The organism is Serratia sp. JKS296 (assembly GCF_900215445.1).
Lineage (GTDB): Bacteria > Pseudomonadota > Gammaproteobacteria > Enterobacterales > Enterobacteriaceae > Serratia > Serratia marcescens.
Map to the genome: position 1 here is coordinate 364486 of NZ_OCMX01000001.1, position 15659 is coordinate 380144.

The 15659-nt window shown below is 53.9% G+C and carries 25 protein-coding genes; 20 read left to right on the top strand and 5 right to left on the bottom strand.

Translation table 11 applies throughout. From position 1 onward, the window contains the following. Nucleotides 1–7: 7 nt before the first annotated feature. From rplE to CRO23_RS01835, 18 genes are all read left to right on the top strand, one after another. Nucleotides 8–547, top strand: a complete 540-nt coding sequence (gene rplE / locus CRO23_RS01750; RefSeq protein WP_004929756.1) for a 50S ribosomal protein L5 — start codon at nucleotides 8–10, stop codon at nucleotides 545–547. Between the two features lie 13 nt (nucleotides 548–560). Beyond that, nucleotides 561–866, top strand: coding sequence for a 30S ribosomal protein S14 (rpsN, locus tag CRO23_RS01755; RefSeq protein WP_004929754.1), 306 nt, complete (start codon nucleotides 561–563; stop codon nucleotides 864–866). Between the two features lie 30 nt (nucleotides 867–896). Continuing rightward, complete coding sequence (gene rpsH / locus CRO23_RS01760) at nucleotides 897–1289, top strand: 30S ribosomal protein S8 (protein ID WP_004929753.1); 393 nt, start codon at nucleotides 897–899, stop codon at nucleotides 1287–1289. 14 nt (nucleotides 1290–1303) lie between these two features. Further along, nucleotides 1304–1837 carry a 50S ribosomal protein L6 gene (gene rplF, locus CRO23_RS01765; protein ID WP_004929751.1) on the top strand — a complete coding sequence of 178 codons (534 nt, stop codon included), beginning with the start codon at nucleotides 1304–1306 and terminating at the stop codon, nucleotides 1835–1837. Nucleotides 1838–1846: 9 nt separating this feature from the next. Further along, entirely contained in the window at nucleotides 1847–2200 is a 354-nt protein-coding gene (gene rplR / locus CRO23_RS01770) for a 50S ribosomal protein L18 (protein ID WP_004929748.1), read from the top strand. A 14-nt stretch (nucleotides 2201–2214) separates the two neighbouring features. Next, entirely contained in the window at nucleotides 2215–2715 is a 501-nt protein-coding gene (gene rpsE / locus CRO23_RS01775; protein ID WP_004929747.1) for a 30S ribosomal protein S5, read from the top strand. Between the two features lie 6 nt (nucleotides 2716–2721). Then, entirely contained in the window at nucleotides 2722–2901 is a 180-nt protein-coding gene (gene rpmD / locus CRO23_RS01780) for a 50S ribosomal protein L30 (protein ID WP_048232028.1), read from the top strand. A gap of 3 nt (nucleotides 2902–2904) precedes the next feature. After that, nucleotides 2905–3339, top strand: coding sequence for a 50S ribosomal protein L15 (gene rplO / locus CRO23_RS01785; RefSeq protein WP_004929742.1), 435 nt, complete (start codon nucleotides 2905–2907; stop codon nucleotides 3337–3339). Nucleotides 3340–3346: 7 nt separating this feature from the next. Further along, complete coding sequence (gene secY, locus CRO23_RS01790; protein ID WP_004929740.1) at nucleotides 3347–4678, top strand: preprotein translocase subunit SecY; 1332 nt, start codon at nucleotides 3347–3349, stop codon at nucleotides 4676–4678. 33 nt (nucleotides 4679–4711) lie between these two features. Next, nucleotides 4712–4828 (top strand): 50S ribosomal protein L36, encoded by a 117-nt coding sequence (rpmJ, locus tag CRO23_RS01795; protein WP_002227352.1) that lies wholly within the window; start codon nucleotides 4712–4714, stop codon nucleotides 4826–4828. Nucleotides 4829–4976: 148 nt separating this feature from the next. Next, the gene (rpsM, locus tag CRO23_RS01800) at nucleotides 4977–5333 is read left to right on the top strand and encodes a 30S ribosomal protein S13 (protein WP_004929734.1); all 357 of its coding nucleotides are present in this window, start codon (nucleotides 4977–4979) and stop codon (nucleotides 5331–5333) included. Between the two features lie 16 nt (nucleotides 5334–5349). After that, the gene (rpsK, locus tag CRO23_RS01805; RefSeq protein ID WP_004929731.1) at nucleotides 5350–5739 is read left to right on the top strand and encodes a 30S ribosomal protein S11; all 390 of its coding nucleotides are present in this window, start codon (nucleotides 5350–5352) and stop codon (nucleotides 5737–5739) included. 30 nt (nucleotides 5740–5769) lie between these two features. Next, entirely contained in the window at nucleotides 5770–6390 is a 621-nt protein-coding gene (rpsD, locus tag CRO23_RS01810) for a 30S ribosomal protein S4 (protein WP_004929729.1), read from the top strand. 25 nt (nucleotides 6391–6415) lie between these two features. Next, on the top strand, nucleotides 6416–7405 hold the full coding sequence (locus tag CRO23_RS01815; protein ID WP_002919219.1) for a DNA-directed RNA polymerase subunit alpha: 990 nt from the start codon (nucleotides 6416–6418) through the stop codon (nucleotides 7403–7405). A 40-nt stretch (nucleotides 7406–7445) separates the two neighbouring features. Next, nucleotides 7446–7835 (top strand): 50S ribosomal protein L17, encoded by a 390-nt coding sequence (gene rplQ / locus CRO23_RS01820; protein ID WP_004929726.1) that lies wholly within the window; start codon nucleotides 7446–7448, stop codon nucleotides 7833–7835. Between the two features lie 148 nt (nucleotides 7836–7983). Beyond that, entirely contained in the window at nucleotides 7984–8358 is a 375-nt protein-coding gene (locus CRO23_RS01825) for a DUF1992 domain-containing protein (RefSeq protein WP_097101292.1), read from the top strand. Beyond that, complete coding sequence (gene zntR / locus CRO23_RS01830; RefSeq protein WP_016930321.1) at nucleotides 8358–8789, top strand: Zn(2+)-responsive transcriptional regulator; 432 nt, start codon at nucleotides 8358–8360, stop codon at nucleotides 8787–8789. The genes CRO23_RS01825 and zntR overlap by 1 nt, the downstream gene beginning before the upstream one ends. Before the next feature lie 75 nt (nucleotides 8790–8864). Then, a complete protein-coding gene (locus CRO23_RS01835) occupies nucleotides 8865–9071 on the top strand; it encodes an alternative ribosome-rescue factor A (RefSeq protein ID WP_016930320.1) in 207 nt (68 codons plus the stop codon). Between the two features lie 58 nt (nucleotides 9072–9129). On the opposite strand, the gene mscL is transcribed toward CRO23_RS01835, so the two are convergent. From mscL to def, 5 genes are all read right to left on the bottom strand, one after another. Then, nucleotides 9130–9546 carry a large-conductance mechanosensitive channel protein MscL gene (gene mscL / locus CRO23_RS01840; protein ID WP_025304493.1) on the bottom strand — a complete coding sequence of 139 codons (417 nt, stop codon included), beginning with the start codon at nucleotides 9544–9546 and terminating at the stop codon, nucleotides 9130–9132. Nucleotides 9547–9683: 137 nt separating this feature from the next. Beyond that, the gene (trkA, locus tag CRO23_RS01845; protein ID WP_004929716.1) at nucleotides 9684–11060 is read right to left on the bottom strand and encodes a Trk system potassium transporter TrkA; all 1377 of its coding nucleotides are present in this window, start codon (nucleotides 11058–11060) and stop codon (nucleotides 9684–9686) included. Between the two features lie 55 nt (nucleotides 11061–11115). After that, nucleotides 11116–12405 carry a 16S rRNA (cytosine(967)-C(5))-methyltransferase RsmB gene (rsmB, locus tag CRO23_RS01850; protein ID WP_097101294.1) on the bottom strand — a complete coding sequence of 430 codons (1290 nt, stop codon included), beginning with the start codon at nucleotides 12403–12405 and terminating at the stop codon, nucleotides 11116–11118. A 72-nt stretch (nucleotides 12406–12477) separates the two neighbouring features. Continuing rightward, entirely contained in the window at nucleotides 12478–13422 is a 945-nt protein-coding gene (gene fmt, locus CRO23_RS01855; RefSeq protein ID WP_097101296.1) for a methionyl-tRNA formyltransferase, read from the bottom strand. A 17-nt stretch (nucleotides 13423–13439) separates the two neighbouring features. Then, nucleotides 13440–13949: a peptide deformylase gene (gene def, locus CRO23_RS01860; protein WP_015379260.1), complete on the bottom strand. Its 510-nt coding sequence runs from the start codon at nucleotides 13947–13949 to the stop codon at nucleotides 13440–13442. A 133-nt stretch (nucleotides 13950–14082) separates the two neighbouring features. On the opposite strand from def, the gene dprA reads away from it, so the two are divergent. Together dprA and smg are read left to right on the top strand one after the other, a co-directional pair. Next, nucleotides 14083–15204, top strand: coding sequence for a DNA-protecting protein DprA (gene dprA, locus CRO23_RS01865; protein WP_097101298.1), 1122 nt, complete (start codon nucleotides 14083–14085; stop codon nucleotides 15202–15204). Beyond that, complete coding sequence (gene smg / locus CRO23_RS01870) at nucleotides 15176–15649, top strand: DUF494 family protein Smg (RefSeq protein ID WP_004929707.1); 474 nt, start codon at nucleotides 15176–15178, stop codon at nucleotides 15647–15649. Before dprA ends, smg begins: the two co-directional genes overlap by 29 nt. Nucleotides 15650–15659: the final 10 nt, after the last annotated feature.

Here is a 15659-nt window from a genome sequence, read left to right on the forward strand (position 1 = left end):
TAATACGATGGCGAAACTGCATGATTACTACAAAGACGAGGTAGTCAAACAACTGATGTCTCAGTTTGATTACAACTCTGTCATGCAAGTCCCTCGGGTCGAGAAGATCACCCTGAACATGGGTGTTGGTGAAGCGATTGCTGACAAGAAACTGCTGGATAACGCCGCAGCGGACCTGGCAGCCATCTCCGGTCAAAAACCGTTGATCACCAAAGCCCGCAAATCTGTTGCAGGCTTCAAAATCCGTCAGGGCTATCCGATCGGCTGTAAAGTAACTCTGCGTGGCGAACGCATGTGGGAGTTCTTTGAGCGTCTGATCTCCATTGCTGTTCCACGTATCCGTGACTTCCGTGGCCTGTCCGCCAAGTCATTCGATGGCCGTGGCAACTACAGCATGGGCGTGCGTGAGCAAATCATCTTCCCAGAAATCGACTACGACAAAGTCGATCGCGTTCGTGGTTTGGATATTACCATTACCACTACTGCGAAATCTGATGATGAAGGCCGCGCGCTGCTGGCTGCTTTTAACTTCCCGTTCCGCAAGTAAGGCAGGGTTACTGATGGCTAAGCAATCAATGAAAGCACGCGAAGTCAAGCGCGTGAAATTAGCTGACAAGTTCTTTGCAAAACGCGCTGAACTGAAAGCTATTATCTCTGATGTGAACGCATCCGATGAAGATCGTTGGAATGCCGTTCTCAAGCTGCAAACTCTGCCGCGTGATTCCAGCCCGTCTCGTCAGCGTAAACGCTGCCGCCAAACTGGCCGTCCACATGGTTATGTGGGCAAATTCGGGTTGAGCCGTATTAAGCTTCGTGAAGCCGCTATGCGCGGTGAAGTACCAGGCTTGAAAAAGGCTAGCTGGTAATTACCAATTGAATCACGGGAGTAAAGACAGATGAGCATGCAAGATCCGATCGCGGATATGCTGACCCGTATCCGTAACGGTCAAGCCGCGAACAAAGTTGCGGTCACCATGCCTTCCTCCAAGCTGAAAGTGGCAATTGCCAACGTGCTGAAGGAAGAAGGTTTTATTGAAGATTTCAAAATCGAAGGCGACGCCAAGCCTGTTCTGGAACTGGTACTGAAGTACTTCCAGGGCAAAGCTGTGGTAGAAAGCATTCAACGTATCAGCCGTCCAGGTCTGCGCATCTACAAGAAAAAAGATGAGCTGCCAAAAGTTATGGCCGGTTTGGGTATCGCTGTTGTTTCTACCTCTAAAGGTGTTATGACCGATCGTGCAGCTCGCCAGGCTGGTCTGGGTGGCGAGATTATCTGCTACGTAGCTTAATTCGGGAGGAAAGAATGTCTCGTGTTGCAAAAGCACCCGTCGTCATTCCTGCCGGCGTAGAGGTAAAACTCAACGGTCAGGTTATTTCGATTAAGGGTAAAAACGGCGAGTTGACTCGTACTATCCACGACGCCGTTGAAGTGAAGCAAGAAGCTAACGCACTGACTTTCGCTCCGCGCGAAGGTTTTGCTAACGCATGGGCCCAAGCGGGTACCACGCGCGCTCTGCTGAACGCAATGGTTGTTGGTGTTACCGAAGGCTTCACCAAGAAGCTTCAACTGGTAGGTGTTGGTTATCGTGCTGCCGTTAAAGGCAACGTGGTGAATTTGGCCCTGGGCTTCTCTCACCCTATCGATCACCAGCTGCCGGCAGGTATCACTGCTGAATGCCCAAGCCAAACTGAAATCGTGCTGAAAGGCGCTGATAAGCAGGTAATTGGCCAGGTAGCAGCAGATCTGCGCGCTTACCGTCGTCCTGAGCCTTACAAAGGCAAGGGTGTTCGTTACGCCGACGAAGTCGTGCGTACCAAAGAGGCTAAGAAGAAGTAAGGTAACACTATGGATAAGAAATCTGCTCGTATCCGTCGTGCGACCCGCGCACGCCGCAAGCTCCAAGAGCTGGGTGCAACCCGCCTGGTGGTACATCGTACCCCGCGTCACATTTACGCACAGGTGATTGCTCCAAACGGTTCTGAAGTACTGGTAGCCGCTTCTACTTTAGAAAAAGCTATCGCGGAGCAACTGAAGTATTCCGGTAACAAAGACGCAGCAGCAGCCGTAGGTAAAGCTCTGGCTGAGCGCGCGTTGGAAAAAGGGATTGCGAAAGTATCCTTTGACCGTTCCGGTTTCCAATATCATGGTCGAGTCCAGGCACTGGCAGATGCTGCCCGTGAAGCTGGCCTTCAGTTCTAAGGAAGAGGTTTAAGATGGCTCACATCGAAAAACAAGCTGGCGAACTGCAGGAAAAGCTGATCGCGGTAAACCGCGTATCTAAAACCGTAAAAGGTGGCCGTATTTTCAGCTTTACCGCACTGACTGTAGTTGGTGATGGTAACGGTCGCGTTGGTTTTGGCTACGGCAAAGCACGCGAAGTTCCAGCAGCGATCCAGAAAGCGATGGAAAAAGCCCGTCGCAACATGATGAACGTCGCGCTGAACAGCGGCACCCTGCAGCACCCTGTTAAGGGCGCTCACACGGGTTCTCGCGTGTTCATGCAGCCTGCTCATGAAGGTACCGGTATCATCGCGGGCGGTGCAATGCGCGCCGTTCTCGAAGTTGCTGGGGTGCACAACGTATTGGCTAAAGCTTATGGTTCCACCAACCCGATCAACGTGGTTCGTGCAACTATCGACGCTCTGGCGAATATGAAGTCTCCTGAAATGGTCGCTGCTAAGCGTGGTAAATCCGTTGCCGACATTCTGGGGTAATTGACCATGGCTAAGACTATTAAAGTTACACAAACTCGCAGCTCAATTGGCCGTCTGCCGAAGCATAAAGCTACTCTGCTCGGTCTGGGTCTGCGTCGTATTGGTCACACCGTAGAGCGCGAGGATACTCCTGCTGTTCGCGGTATGGTCAACCTGGTTTCCTACATGGTTAAAGTTGAGGAGTAACAGATGCGTTTAAATACTCTGTCTCCGGCTGAAGGTGCCAAGCATGCGCCTAAGCGTGTAGGTCGTGGTATTGGTTCTGGCCTGGGTAAAACCGGCGGCCGTGGTCACAAAGGTCAGAAGTCTCGTTCTGGCGGTGGCGTACGTCGTGGTTTCGAAGGTGGTCAGATGCCTCTGTACCGTCGTCTGCCGAAATTCGGCTTCACTTCACGCAAAGCGATGATCACGGCAGAAGTTCGTCTGTCTGAACTGGCTCTGGTTGAAGGCGATGTTATCGACCTGAACGCGCTGAAAGCCGCTAACGTAGTTGGTGTCCAGATCGAATTCGCGAAAGTTGTACTTTCTGGCGAAGTCGCTCGTCCGGTAACCCTGCGTGGTCTGCGTGTCACCAAAGGCGCTCGTGCTGCTATCGAGGCTGCTGGCGGTAAAATTGAGGAATAAGTAGCAGATGGCTAAGCAACCAGGATTAGATTTTCAAAGTGCTAAAGGCGGGCTCGGCGAGCTGAAGCGCAGACTTTTGTTTGTCATCGGCGCGCTGATTGTCTTCCGCATCGGCTCTTTCATTCCGATTCCTGGTATCGATGCCACTGTGCTTGCCAAATTGCTTGAGCAGCAGAGAGGCACTATCATTGAAATGTTTAACATGTTCTCTGGTGGTGCCCTCAGCCGTGCTTCTATCTTTGCTCTGGGGATCATGCCTTATATCTCGGCGTCGATCATTATCCAGCTGCTGACGGTGGTTCATCCAGCGTTGGCGGAAATCAAGAAAGAAGGGGAGGCTGGCCGTCGCAAGATTAGCCAGTACACCCGCTACGGTACGCTGGTATTGGCCATATTCCAGTCGATCGGTATTGCTACCGGTCTGCCGAATATGCCTGGTATGCAGGGCCTGGTGTTAAACCCAGGCTTTGCATTCTACTTTACTGCGGTTGTGAGCCTGGTAACCGGGACAATGTTCCTGATGTGGTTGGGTGAGCAGATTACTGAGCGCGGTATCGGCAACGGTATCTCGATCATTATCTTCGCGGGTATTGTAGCGGGGCTCCCGCCGGCAGTGGCCCATACTATCGAGCAAGCGCGGCAAGGCGACCTGCACTTCCTCCTGCTGCTGTTGGTTGCAGTATTGGTGTTTGCAGTAACCTTCTTCGTTGTTTTCATCGAGCGTGGTCAACGTCGTATCGTCGTTAACTATGCGAAGCGTCAACAAGGTCGTCGTGTTTATGCAGCACAGAGTACACACTTACCGTTGAAAGTGAACATGGCGGGTGTTATCCCGGCGATTTTCGCTTCCAGCATTATTCTGTTCCCGGCCACGATTGCGTCATGGTTTGGGGGCGGTACCGGTTGGAACTGGCTGACTACGATTTCGCTGTATTTGCAGCCAGGGCAACCGCTTTATGTGTTACTCTATGCGTCTGCAATCATCTTCTTCTGTTTCTTCTACACGGCGTTGGTCTTCAACCCGCGTGAGACAGCAGATAACCTGAAGAAGTCCGGTGCCTTCGTACCAGGAATTCGTCCGGGAGAGCAAACGGCGAAGTATATCGATAAAGTAATGACGCGTTTAACCCTGGTGGGCGCGATGTACATTACTTTCATCTGCCTGATCCCGGAGTTCATGCGTGATGCAATGAAAGTACCATTCTACTTTGGTGGTACCTCGCTACTGATCGTGGTTGTCGTCATCATGGACTTTATGGCTCAAGTGCAAACTCTGATGATGTCAAGTCAGTACGAGTCTGCATTGAAGAAAGCAAATCTGAAAGGCTATAACCGCTAGTCAGATTCGTTTGAGAAGTTACGGAGAGTAAAAATGAAAGTTCGTGCTTCCGTCAAGAAATTATGTCGTAACTGCAAAATCGTTAAGCGTAACGGTGTCGTTCGTGTGATTTGCAGCGCCGAGCCGAAGCATAAACAGCGTCAAGGCTGATTATCTCGCATATTTTTCTTGCAAAGTTGGGTTGAGCTGGCTAGATTAGCCAGCCAATCTTTTGTATGTCGCACTGCAACATTATTTGAGTATCCTGAAAACGGGCTTTTCAGAATGGTGTTGCTGTATAAAATAGTAGGAGTGCATAGTGGCCCGTATAGCAGGCATTAACATTCCTGATCATAAACATACCGTTATCGCCTTAACGTCGATCTTCGGTATCGGTAAAACCCGTTCACAGGCTATCTGTGCATCCACGGGTATTGCTGAAAATGTTAAGATCAGTGAGCTGTCTGAAGAGCAAATCGAAAAGCTTCGTGATGCAGTTGCCAAATACACCGTTGAGGGTGATTTGCGTCGTGAAATTACCCTGAGCATCAAGCGTCTTATGGACCTTGGTTGCTATCGTGGTTTGCGTCATCGTCGTGGTCTGCCGGTACGCGGTCAGCGCACCAAGACCAACGCTCGTACCCGTAAGGGTCCGCGCAAGCCGATCAAGAAATAATCGGGGTTATTGAATAATGGCAAAGGCACCTGTTCGTACACGTAAGCGTGTAAGAAAGCAAGTCTCTGACGGCGTGGCTCATATCCATGCTTCTTTCAACAACACCATCGTTACCATCACTGATCGTCAGGGTAATGCTTTGGGTTGGGCAACAGCCGGTGGTTCCGGTTTCCGTGGTTCTCGTAAGTCCACTCCGTTCGCAGCACAGGTTGCAGCAGAACGTTGTGCTGACGCAGTGAAAGAATACGGTATCAAGAACCTGGAAGTTATGGTTAAAGGACCTGGTCCTGGTCGTGAGTCTACTATCCGCGCTCTGAACGCGGCTGGTTTCCGCATCACTAACATTACTGATGTGACTCCGATCCCTCATAACGGTTGTCGTCCGCCGAAAAAGCGCCGCGTGTAACGCAGCTTTTAGGATTGTTGGAGAAAGAAAATGGCAAGATATTTGGGTCCTAAGCTCAAGCTGAGCCGTCGTGAGGGCACAGACCTGTTCCTTAAGTCTGGCGTTCGCGCGATCGATTCCAAGTGTAAAATTGAACAAGCACCTGGTCAGCACGGTGCGCGTAAACCGCGTCTGTCTGATTACGGTGTTCAGTTGCGTGAGAAGCAGAAAGTTCGTCGTATGTACGGCATTCTGGAGCGTCAATTCCGCAACTATTACAAAGAAGCAACCCGCCTGAAGGGCAACACCGGTGAAAACCTGTTGCAGCTGCTGGAAGGTCGTCTGGACAACGTTGTTTACCGTATGGGCTTCGGCGCTACTCGTGCAGAGTCACGTCAGCTGGTTAGCCACAAAGCAGTTATGGTAAACGGTCGCGTTGTTAACATCGCTTCTTATCAGGTATCTCCGAATGACGTAGTCAGCATCCGCGAGAAAGCTAAAAAGCAGTCTCGTGTTAAAGCTTCTCTGGAGCTGGCTGAGCAGCGTGAAAAGCCGACTTGGCTGGAAGTTGATGCTGCTAAGATGGAAGGCGTGTTCAAGCGTATGCCTGAACGTACCGATCTGTCTGCGGACATTAACGAACACCTGATCGTCGAGCTTTACTCCAAGTAAAGCTTAGTACCAAAGAGAGGACACAATGCAGGGTTCTGTGACAGAGTTTCTAAAACCGCGCCTGGTAGATATCGAGCAAGTCAGTTCGACGCACGCCAAGGTGACCCTTGAGCCTTTAGAGCGTGGCTTTGGCCATACTCTTGGCAACGCACTGCGCCGTATTCTGCTTTCATCTATGCCGGGTTGCGCGGTGACCGAGGTTGAGATTGATGGTGTACTGCATGAGTACAGCACCAAAGAAGGCGTACAGGAAGATATCCTGGAGATCCTGCTCAACCTGAAAGGGCTGGCGGTGAGAGTTCAAGGCAAAGACGAAGTTATTCTTACCCTGAATAAATCTGGCATTGGCCCTGTGACCGCTGCCGACATCACCCATGATGGTGATGTCGAAATCGTCAAGCCTCAGCACGTGATTTGCCACCTGACTGATGAGAACGCGGCTATCAGCATGCGTATCAAAGTTCAGCGCGGTCGCGGTTATGTGCCGGCTTCTGCCCGAATTCATTCGGAAGAAGATGAGCGCCCAATCGGTCGTCTGTTGGTTGACGCCTGCTACAGCCCTGTAGAGCGTATCGCCTACAATGTTGAAGCTGCGCGTGTAGAACAGCGTACTGACTTGGATAAGCTGGTCATCGAAATGGAGACCAATGGCACGATCGATCCTGAAGAGGCGATCCGCCGTGCGGCCACCATTCTGGCTGAACAACTTGAAGCTTTCGTTGACCTGCGTGATGTGCGTCAGCCGGAAGTTAAAGAAGAGAAACCGGAATTCGATCCGATCTTGCTGCGCCCTGTTGACGATCTGGAATTGACTGTCCGCTCTGCTAACTGCCTCAAGGCAGAAGCTATCCACTACATCGGTGATCTGGTACAGCGTACCGAGGTTGAGTTGCTGAAAACGCCAAACCTGGGTAAAAAATCTCTTACCGAGATTAAAGACGTGCTGGCCTCACGTGGTCTGTCTCTGGGCATGCGCCTGGAAAACTGGCCGCCGGCAAGCATTGCTGACGAGTAACCGGATCACAGGTTAAGGTTTTACTGAGAAGGATAAGGTCATGCGCCATCGTAAGAGTGGTCGTCAACTGAACCGTAACAGCAGCCATCGCCAGGCTATGTTCCGTAACATGGCCGGCTCTTTGGTTCGTCATGAGATCATCAAGACGACCCTGCCAAAAGCAAAAGAGCTGCGTCGCGTTGTTGAGCCGCTGATTACTCTTGCCAAGACCGACAGCGTAGCTAATCGTCGTCTGGCATTCGCCCGTACTCGTGATAACGAGATCGTGGCAAAACTGTTTAACGAGCTGGGCCCGCGTTTCGCGAGCCGTGCCGGTGGTTACACTCGCATTCTGAAGTGTGGCTTCCGCGCAGGCGACAACGCGCCGATGGCATACATCGAGCTGGTTGATCGTGCTGAGTCTCAAGCAGAAGTAGCAACTGCAGAGTAATCTGTAGACGCGTAAAAAAACCGGGCTTGCCCGGTTTTTTTACGTCCAAATCCCGCCAAATGTGCTCAATTCCCCCGCCGTGCTTAAGATCCTCGCCCCTATCCGTTATGCTAAGACTCATTCAATAGGCTCACTGAGACTGTCTGTTATGGGGTTGCTTGACCAATGGGCGGAACGTCATATCCTTGATGCCCAGGATAAAGGCGAGTTCGACAATCTGCCCGGCCAGGGCCAACCGCTGGTGCTGGACGATGACAGCGCGGTGCCTGCTGAGCTGCGCGCCGCTTACCGTCTGCTGAAAAATGCCGGTTACCTGCCGCCGGCGCTGGAAGATCGCAAAGAGGCGTTGACCGTTGCTCACTTACTGCAAGGGATCAACAGTGAGCATCCGGACTATGTCGATCTCAGCAAGCGCATGGCACTGCTGGAACATCGGTTGCGTCAGGCTGGGATGAGCACCGATTTCTTGCATGGCGAATATCAGCGCGCGCTGGACGGTAAATTCACTCGGGAGGAGAAGTAATGTTCAAGATAGGTCAGTTGGCCAAGCTTGCCGAAGTGACGCCGGATACCGTGCGTTACTATGAAAAGCAGGGCATGATGGATCACAATGTCCGCACAGAGGGCGGTTATCGACTCTACACCGAGCAGGATCTGCAGCGGCTGCGTTTTATTCGCTATGCCAAACAGTTGGGCTTTACTCTGGAAACGATCGCCGAACTGCTGTCGATCCGAGTTGATCCTGAACATCATACCTGCCAGGAGTCGAAGTCGATCGTCGATGCTCGCCTGAGCGAAGTGGAAAGTAAGTTGGCGGAGCTGACTCGCATGCGCGAATCGTTGAAACGCTTGAGCGACGCCTGCTGCGGCACTGCCCATACCAGCAACTATTGTTCTATTCTGGAAGCCTTGGAACAGGGCGCCAGCGATGATAAAGGCAAAAAAGGTTGCTGACGGCACTTTAATTTTTATATTGCCGGCAGTATTATCGGCTCGTTTTATTACCCTACCTTTTACAGGAGCATTATCATGACGAAATATCGTCACACCAAAGGTCAGATTCAAGATAACGCCATTGAGGCGCTGCTGCATGATCCGCTATTCCGTCAGCGGGTAGAAAAGAATGTGAAAGGCAAAGGCAGCTATCGGCGTAAAGAAAAACACAACAAAGGCGGTAACTGGGAGGCCAGTGATAAACTATCAAGCGATAATTTACCACTGGCCTTCTGGTTTTAAGGCATTAAAAAAGCCACCTTCATCAGGTGGCTTTTTATTGGCATAACCAAACGCTGTCTTACAGTTTTGGCTGCTGTTGCTGGCTCAGCAAATCACGGATCTCCGTCAGCAGTTTCTCTTCTGCGGTAGGTGCCGGCGGCGCTGCGGGCGCTTCTTCCTGTTTGCGGCGCATTTTGTTCATCAATTTAATCGCCAGGAAGATGGCGAAGGCGACAATCACGAAGTCGAATACGGTTTGGATGAATGAACCGTAGTTCATTACCACCGCCGGTACGGCGCCCTGAGCTTCGCGTAACACCAGATGGAACTGTTTAAAGTCGACGCCGCCGATCAGTAAGCCCAGTGGTGGCATGATGATATCAGCCACGAAGGACGAAACAATCTTGCCGAATGCGGCACCGATAATCACACCGACGGCCAGATCGACCACGTTGCCACGCATGGCAAATTCGCGAAACTCTTTCAACATACTCATAGAACGCACCCCTTGCAGAATTAATAACTCAAGTTTAACAAAGCAATTTCCCTTTGCCACAAAAGGAGAGAAGTTTTATCTCCTCCCAAGGCAGAGAACAACCACGCGATTATAGACCATAGCCAAATAAATTCGTTCTACAAGAAGAACGGGCTCGGTTGGAACAAGCGTTCAACGTCAGGCACGAATTTCTTGTCGGTAATAAACATGATGACGTGATCGCCCTGTTCGATTTTGCTGTTGCCGTTGGCAATGATCACGTCATCGCCACGCACGATCGCACCGATGGTCGTCCCCGGTGGCAACTTGATATCTTCGACGATGCGGCCGACCACTTTGGACGTGCTTTCATCGCCGTGTGCAATCGCCTCGATCGCTTCCGCCACGCCGCGGCGCAGCGACGAAACGCTGACGATATCCGCTTTGCGCACGTGCCCCAACAGGGCGGAGATGGTCGCCTGCTGCGGTGAAATGGCGATATCAATCACGCTGCCCTGCACCAGGTCGACATAGGCGCGGCGCTGGATCAGTACCATCACCTTCTTGGCGCCCATGCGCTTAGCCAGCATGGCGGACATGATGTTGGCCTCATCGTCGTTGGTGATGGCGATGAAAACATCCACCTGCTCGACGTGCTCTTCGGCCAGCAGCTCCTGATCGGAGGCATCGCCGTAGAACACGATGGTATCGTGCAGCTGTTCGGCCAGTTCGGCGGCGCGTTGCTGATTCCGCTCGATCAGTTTGACGTTGTAGTCTTTTTCCAGTTTGGCGGCCAGGCCGGCGCCGACGTTGCCGCCGCCGACGATCATGATGCGCTTATAGGGTTTTTCCAGCCGCTGCAGTTCGCTCATCACCGCGCGGATATGCTGTGAGGCGGCGACGAAGAAAACTTCATCGCCTGCTTCGATAATGGTCGAGCCCTGCGGACGGATCGGTCTGTCCTGGCGGAAAATAGCGGCGACGCGGGTGTCGATATGTGGCATGTGCTCGCGCATTGAAGAGAGTGCATTGCCGACCAGCGGGCCGCCGTAATAGGCTTTAACCGCGGCGATGCTGACCTTGCCTTCGGCGAAGTTAACCACCTGCAGGGCGCCAGGGTATTCAATCAGCTTGTAGATATAGTCGATGACCAGCTGCTCCGGCGAAATCAGATGGTCGATTGGCACCGCTTCCGGCAGGAACAGTTTTTCCGACTCGCGGATATATTCCGGCGCGCGGATACGGGCGATACGGTTGGGGGTGTTAAACAGAGAATAGGCGATCTGGCAGGCGATCATGTTGGTTTCGTCGGAGTTGGTGACGGCGACCAGCATGTCGGCGTCTTCTGCGCCGGCTTCGCGCAGCACCCGAGGGTGGGAACCATGTCCCTGAACCACCCGCAAATCGAATTTATCCTGTAGTTGGCGCAAGCGGCCGGAATCGGTATCGACGACGGTGATATCGTTGTTTTCACCCACCAGGTTTTCCGCCAGCGTCCCGCCAACCTGACCGGCACCAAGAATAATTATTTTCATCGTGTTCTCTGCTTCACACTGAAAGACTTAGGGCGCGCACGCACGCCCTGAAGCATTACATTTTAATCAGCTTAGCGTAAAAGAAGCCATCGCCGTCCTCGGGATGCGGGATATTCTGTCGCCCTGGCCGTTGCGCATCGCCGGTTTCAACCAGCTTGGCATCGGCGTGGCGTTGCAAGAACGCGGCGATCTGGCTGCTGTTTTCATCCGGCAGGATAGAGCAGGTGGCGTAAACCATCACGCCGCCTGGTTTTAGATGCGGCCAGACGGCTTCCAGAATTTCTGCCTGCAGTGCGGCGAGTTCGGCGATGTCGCGATCGCGGCGCAGCCATTTGATGTCGGGGTGACGGCGGATCACGCCGGTGGCGGAACAAGGCGCGTCCAGCAGGATACGATCGAACTGTTTGTCCCCGCACCACTGCTGCGGAGTGCGGCCATCGCCCAATTTAACTTCTGCGTGCAAACGCAGACGCTGCAGGTTCTCTTTGACTCGCGCCAGGCGCTGTTCGTCGATATCGACCGCCATGACGTGCGCTTTCGGCGCCGCTTCCAGAATATGCGTGGTTTTGCCGCCGGGTGCGGCGCACAGGTCGAGGATCTGTTCGCCGTCTTGCGGATCCAACAGATCGACACACCCCTGGGCTGAGGCATCTTGCACGGTGACCCAGCCTTCGGCGAACCCTGGCAGATCGGTCACGGCGCAAGGCGCCAGCAAACGCACCGCATCGGCATAGTCTGAATGAGTTTCCGCGGCGATGCCGGCGTCGCTCAGCAGCTGCAGATAAGCGTCACGGGTGTGATGCAGGCGGTTGACGCGCAGCCACATCGGCGGTTTCTGGTTATTGGCGTCGACGATCTGTTCCCAGTTGGCGGGATAAGCTTGTTGAATGCGTTTCAGCAACCAGCTCGGGTGCAGATAGCGGCTGTCATTGTTAGAGGCGCGCTGCAGCAGCTCTTCCTGCTGGCGCTGGAATTGCCGCAAGACGCCGTTAATCAGGCCTTTCAACTGCGGCCGTTTCAGCGCCACCGCGCCTTCCACGGTTTCCGCCAACACGGCGTGCGCCGGGATGCGGGTATACAGCAACTGATACAGGCCGACCATCAGCAAGTAGTGCAGCGTACGCTGCTTACCGGTCAGCGGCTTGGCCATCAATTGCTGAATGCACCATTCGAGCTGCGGCAGCACGCGCAACGTGCCGAAACACAGCTCCTGCAGCAATCCGCGATCTTTATCGCTGATGGAGGTTTGCAGCGCCGGCAGGACAGTGCTGAGCGACTGCCCCTGATCCAGCACCTGGCCGATGGCTTTGGCAGCGATGCTGCGGAGATTGTAATTATTTTTCATAGGCTGAAGCTGATAACGATCGGCATTAAGAAAATAACGGCCCGGCGATGAACGGCCGGGCAGTGGAGCGACTTACAGCCGGTTACCCGGGGTAAACCATTCACGACGTGAATTTAAAAGGTCTTGTGCCGACATCGGTTTCTTGCCGGCGGGCTGCAGTTGGATCAGGTTGAGGATACCGTCGGCAGTCGCCACCTGGATACCGTGCTTGTCGGCATGGACAACGGTGCCTGGCTCCGCGTTGGCGCTTTGTGTCAGTACGCTGGCCTGCCACACTTTCACCGGTTGATCGTCGATGGTGAAGTAGCTGACCGGCCAAGGGTTGAAGGCGCGGATGCAGCGCTCCAACTGGGCAGCGGACAGTGTCCAGTCCAGGCGGGCTTCTTCTTTGCTCAGTTTCTCGGCGTAGGTGACCAGCGCTTCGTCCTGCACTTCGCGGGTGGCGCTGCCGTCTGCCATTTGGCGCAGCGTAGTCAACATGCCCTGCGGGCCGAGCTGGGCCAGCTTGTCGTAGAGACTGGCGCTGGTATCGCTGCTCTCAATCGGGCAGGCAATCTTGTGCATCATGTCACCGGTATCGAGACCGACGTCCATCTGCATGATGGTCACGCCGGTTTCGCTGTCACCGGCCCAGAGCGAACGCTGGATCGGCGCCGCGCCGCGCCAGCGAGGCAGCAGCGAGCCATGTACGTTGATGCAACCGAGACGCGGCATATCCAGCACCGCCTGCGGCAGGATCAGCCCGTAGGCCACCACCACCATCACGTCGGCGTTGAGATCGGCCACCAGGCGCTGGTTCTCTTCGGGGCGCAGCGATTTGGGCTGAAATACCGGCAGTTGGTGTTGCTCGGCCAGCACTTTGACCGGGCTTGGCGTCAGCTTGTTGCCGCGGCCCGCCGGGCGGTCGGGCTGGGTAAAAACGCCGACAATCTGGTGCTCAGATGACAACAGCGCGTCAAGATGACGCGCTGCGAAGTCTGGTGTTCCGGCGAAAATAATCCGTAAAGAGTCAGACACGTTGATTTCCTGATCGGTTAGGCGCGGGCTTGAAGCTTGGCCATTTTTTCCAGTTTCTGACGAATGCGCTGACGCTTGAGCGGCGACAGGTAATCGACGAACAGTTTGCCCATCAGGTGATCCATCTCGTGCTGGATGCAGATCGCCAACAGGTCGTCCGCTTCCAGCTCGAAAGGTTTGCCTTCACGATCCAGTGCGCGGATCTTCACCTGCGCGGCGCGCGGCACTAACGCACGCTGCTCGGGAATGGAAAGACAGCCTTCCTCGATGCCGGTTTCACCGCTTTTTTCCAGCAGCTCCGGGTTGATCAACACCAGGCGCTGATCGCGATTCTCGGAGACGTCGATCACGATAATGCGCTGATGGATATCCACCTGAGTCGCAGCCAGGCCAATGCCTTCCTCTGCGTACATGGTTTCAAACATATCATCCACGATGCGCTGGATATCTGCATTGACTTCTTTTACCGGCGCTGCGACTTTGCGCAGACGCTCGTCTGGGAAATGTAATACCTGCAAGACTGACATATATCTTTAGATCTGTATCCGAGTAATGAACGAGGTTTAACCTCTATTCTAGACATTTCCCGACCTGATTGACAGCATTGTGCACCAATTGCTCAGATTGGTAATACCACCGTTTTTGCTGAGGGAACAGACGATGCGGCCGGAAGAGATCGCTTTACGGATGCGAGGGGTAACGGGGCTGCAGACCGTCGTGGCCAGCCGGATCGTGCAGCAGCTATCGCAAATGGGTTGCGAACCACGCTGCGTGCTGCATGAGCTGGGATTGAACGAACGGCAGCAGACGCAGTTCAACCAGTTGGATCCCGGTTATCTGTCGGCCAGCCTGCGTTGGTTGGAGCTGCCGGCGCACCGTATGCTGAACTATGGGGCGGCCGGTTATCCCGAACGCCTGGCCCAGATCGACGATGCGCCGCTATTTTTGCTGATCGAGGGCGATCCTCTGGCGTTGTCGCACCCGCAGCTCGCCATGGTGGGCAGCCGGCAGTTCAGCCACTACGGCGAGCGTTGGGCTCACCATTTCGCCGAGGAATTGGCGCGTTGCGGTTTCACCATCACCAGCGGTTTGGCGATCGGCATCGACGGCATTTGCCATCGCGCGGCGCTGGCGGCCGGGGGGTGCACGATTGCGGTGTTGGGCAGCGGGCTGGGCAATATCTATCCGCGCCGGCACCGCCGGCTCGCGGAGCAGATAGTCGAGCAGGGCGGTGCGGTGATTTCAGATCATTTGGTCACCGATTTGCCCCTGGCTGACCATTTTCCTCGCCGTAACCGCATTATCAGCGGGCTGAGCCAGGGCGTTCTGGTCATAGAAGCCTCGTTGCGCAGCGGTACCCTGGTGACAGCTCGCTATGCGCTGGAGCAGGGGCGTGAGGTATTCGCCTTGCCGGGGCCGTTAGGGAACCCGATGAGCGAAGGCACGCACTGGCTGATCCAACAGGGCGCGCATCTGGTGACTGGGCCGAAAGATATCGCCGAATTGCTGGGAAGCAGCCTCCAATGGTTGCCACTGAACGAAAATACAACTATTTGTGCGTCGCAGGCTGAAGTTGAATTGCCATTTGCCGATGTGTTGGCTAACGTAGGAGATGAGGTGACACCTGTTGACGTCGTCGCTGAACGTGCCGGCCAACCTGTGCCAGTGGTGGTAATCAAGTTACTCGAACTGGAGTTAGCAGGGTGGATCGCAGCTGTACCCGGCGGCTATGTCCGATTAAGGAGGGCAAGCCATGTTCGACGTACTCATGTACTTGTTTGAAACTTATATCCACAATGAACCAGAGATGCGCGTCGATCAGGATCAACTGACCGATGATCTCGCCCAAGCGGGGTTTCATCAGGATGATATCTACAACGCGTTGAATTGGCTTGAGAAGTTGGCCGACCTGCAAGAAGGTCAAAATGCGCCTTACTTTATGGATGCCGATCCGCTGGCGATGCGGATCTATACCGAAGAGGAAAGCGCGCGTTTGGACGCCGGCTGCCGTGGTTTTCTCCTGTTCCTGGAACAGATTCAGGTATTGAACCTCGAAACCCGTGAAATGGTTATCGACCGCGTTATGGCTTTGGATAATGCGGAATTCGATCTCGAAGATCTGAAATGGGTCGTGTTGATGGTGCTGTTTAATATCCCCGGATATGAAAGCGCCTATCAGCAAATGGAAGAACTGTTGTTTGAAGTGAACGAAGGTTATCTGCATTGAGCCGATAACG

Excerpts from the sequence above, each read along its gene's own strand:
- rplE (WP_004929756.1), top strand. The coding sequence starts at position 8 with ATGGCGAAACTGCATGATTACTACAAAGACGAGGTAGTCAAACAACTG.
- rpsN (WP_004929754.1), top strand. The coding sequence starts at position 561 with ATGGCTAAGCAATCAATGAAAGCACGCGAAGTCAAGCGCGTGAAATTA.
- rpsH (WP_004929753.1), top strand. The coding sequence starts at position 897 with ATGAGCATGCAAGATCCGATCGCGGATATGCTGACCCGTATCCGTAAC.
- rplF (WP_004929751.1), top strand. The coding sequence starts at position 1,304 with ATGTCTCGTGTTGCAAAAGCACCCGTCGTCATTCCTGCCGGCGTAGAG.
- rplR (WP_004929748.1), top strand. The coding sequence starts at position 1,847 with ATGGATAAGAAATCTGCTCGTATCCGTCGTGCGACCCGCGCACGCCGC.
- rpsE (WP_004929747.1), top strand. The coding sequence starts at position 2,215 with ATGGCTCACATCGAAAAACAAGCTGGCGAACTGCAGGAAAAGCTGATC.
- rpmD (WP_048232028.1), top strand. The coding sequence starts at position 2,722 with ATGGCTAAGACTATTAAAGTTACACAAACTCGCAGCTCAATTGGCCGT.
- rplO (WP_004929742.1), top strand. The coding sequence starts at position 2,905 with ATGCGTTTAAATACTCTGTCTCCGGCTGAAGGTGCCAAGCATGCGCCT.
- secY (WP_004929740.1), top strand. The coding sequence starts at position 3,347 with ATGGCTAAGCAACCAGGATTAGATTTTCAAAGTGCTAAAGGCGGGCTC.
- rpmJ (WP_002227352.1), top strand. The coding sequence starts at position 4,712 with ATGAAAGTTCGTGCTTCCGTCAAGAAATTATGTCGTAACTGCAAAATC.
- rpsK (WP_004929731.1), top strand. The coding sequence starts at position 5,350 with ATGGCAAAGGCACCTGTTCGTACACGTAAGCGTGTAAGAAAGCAAGTC.
- rpsD (WP_004929729.1), top strand. The coding sequence starts at position 5,770 with ATGGCAAGATATTTGGGTCCTAAGCTCAAGCTGAGCCGTCGTGAGGGC.
- CRO23_RS01815 (WP_002919219.1), top strand. The coding sequence starts at position 6,416 with ATGCAGGGTTCTGTGACAGAGTTTCTAAAACCGCGCCTGGTAGATATC.
- rplQ (WP_004929726.1), top strand. The coding sequence starts at position 7,446 with ATGCGCCATCGTAAGAGTGGTCGTCAACTGAACCGTAACAGCAGCCAT.
- CRO23_RS01825 (WP_097101292.1), top strand. The coding sequence starts at position 7,984 with ATGGGGTTGCTTGACCAATGGGCGGAACGTCATATCCTTGATGCCCAG.
- zntR (WP_016930321.1), top strand. The coding sequence starts at position 8,358 with ATGTTCAAGATAGGTCAGTTGGCCAAGCTTGCCGAAGTGACGCCGGAT.
- CRO23_RS01835 (WP_016930320.1), top strand. The coding sequence starts at position 8,865 with ATGACGAAATATCGTCACACCAAAGGTCAGATTCAAGATAACGCCATT.
- mscL (WP_025304493.1), bottom strand. The coding sequence starts at position 9,546 with ATGAGTATGTTGAAAGAGTTTCGCGAATTTGCCATGCGTGGCAACGTG.
- trkA (WP_004929716.1), bottom strand. The coding sequence starts at position 11,060 with ATGAAAATAATTATTCTTGGTGCCGGTCAGGTTGGCGGGACGCTGGCG.
- rsmB (WP_097101294.1), bottom strand. The coding sequence starts at position 12,405 with ATGAAAAATAATTACAATCTCCGCAGCATCGCTGCCAAAGCCATCGGC.
- def (WP_015379260.1), bottom strand. The coding sequence starts at position 13,949 with ATGTCAGTCTTGCAGGTATTACATTTCCCAGACGAGCGTCTGCGCAAA.
- dprA (WP_097101298.1), top strand. The coding sequence starts at position 14,083 with ATGCGGCCGGAAGAGATCGCTTTACGGATGCGAGGGGTAACGGGGCTG.
- smg (WP_004929707.1), top strand. The coding sequence starts at position 15,176 with ATGTTCGACGTACTCATGTACTTGTTTGAAACTTATATCCACAATGAA.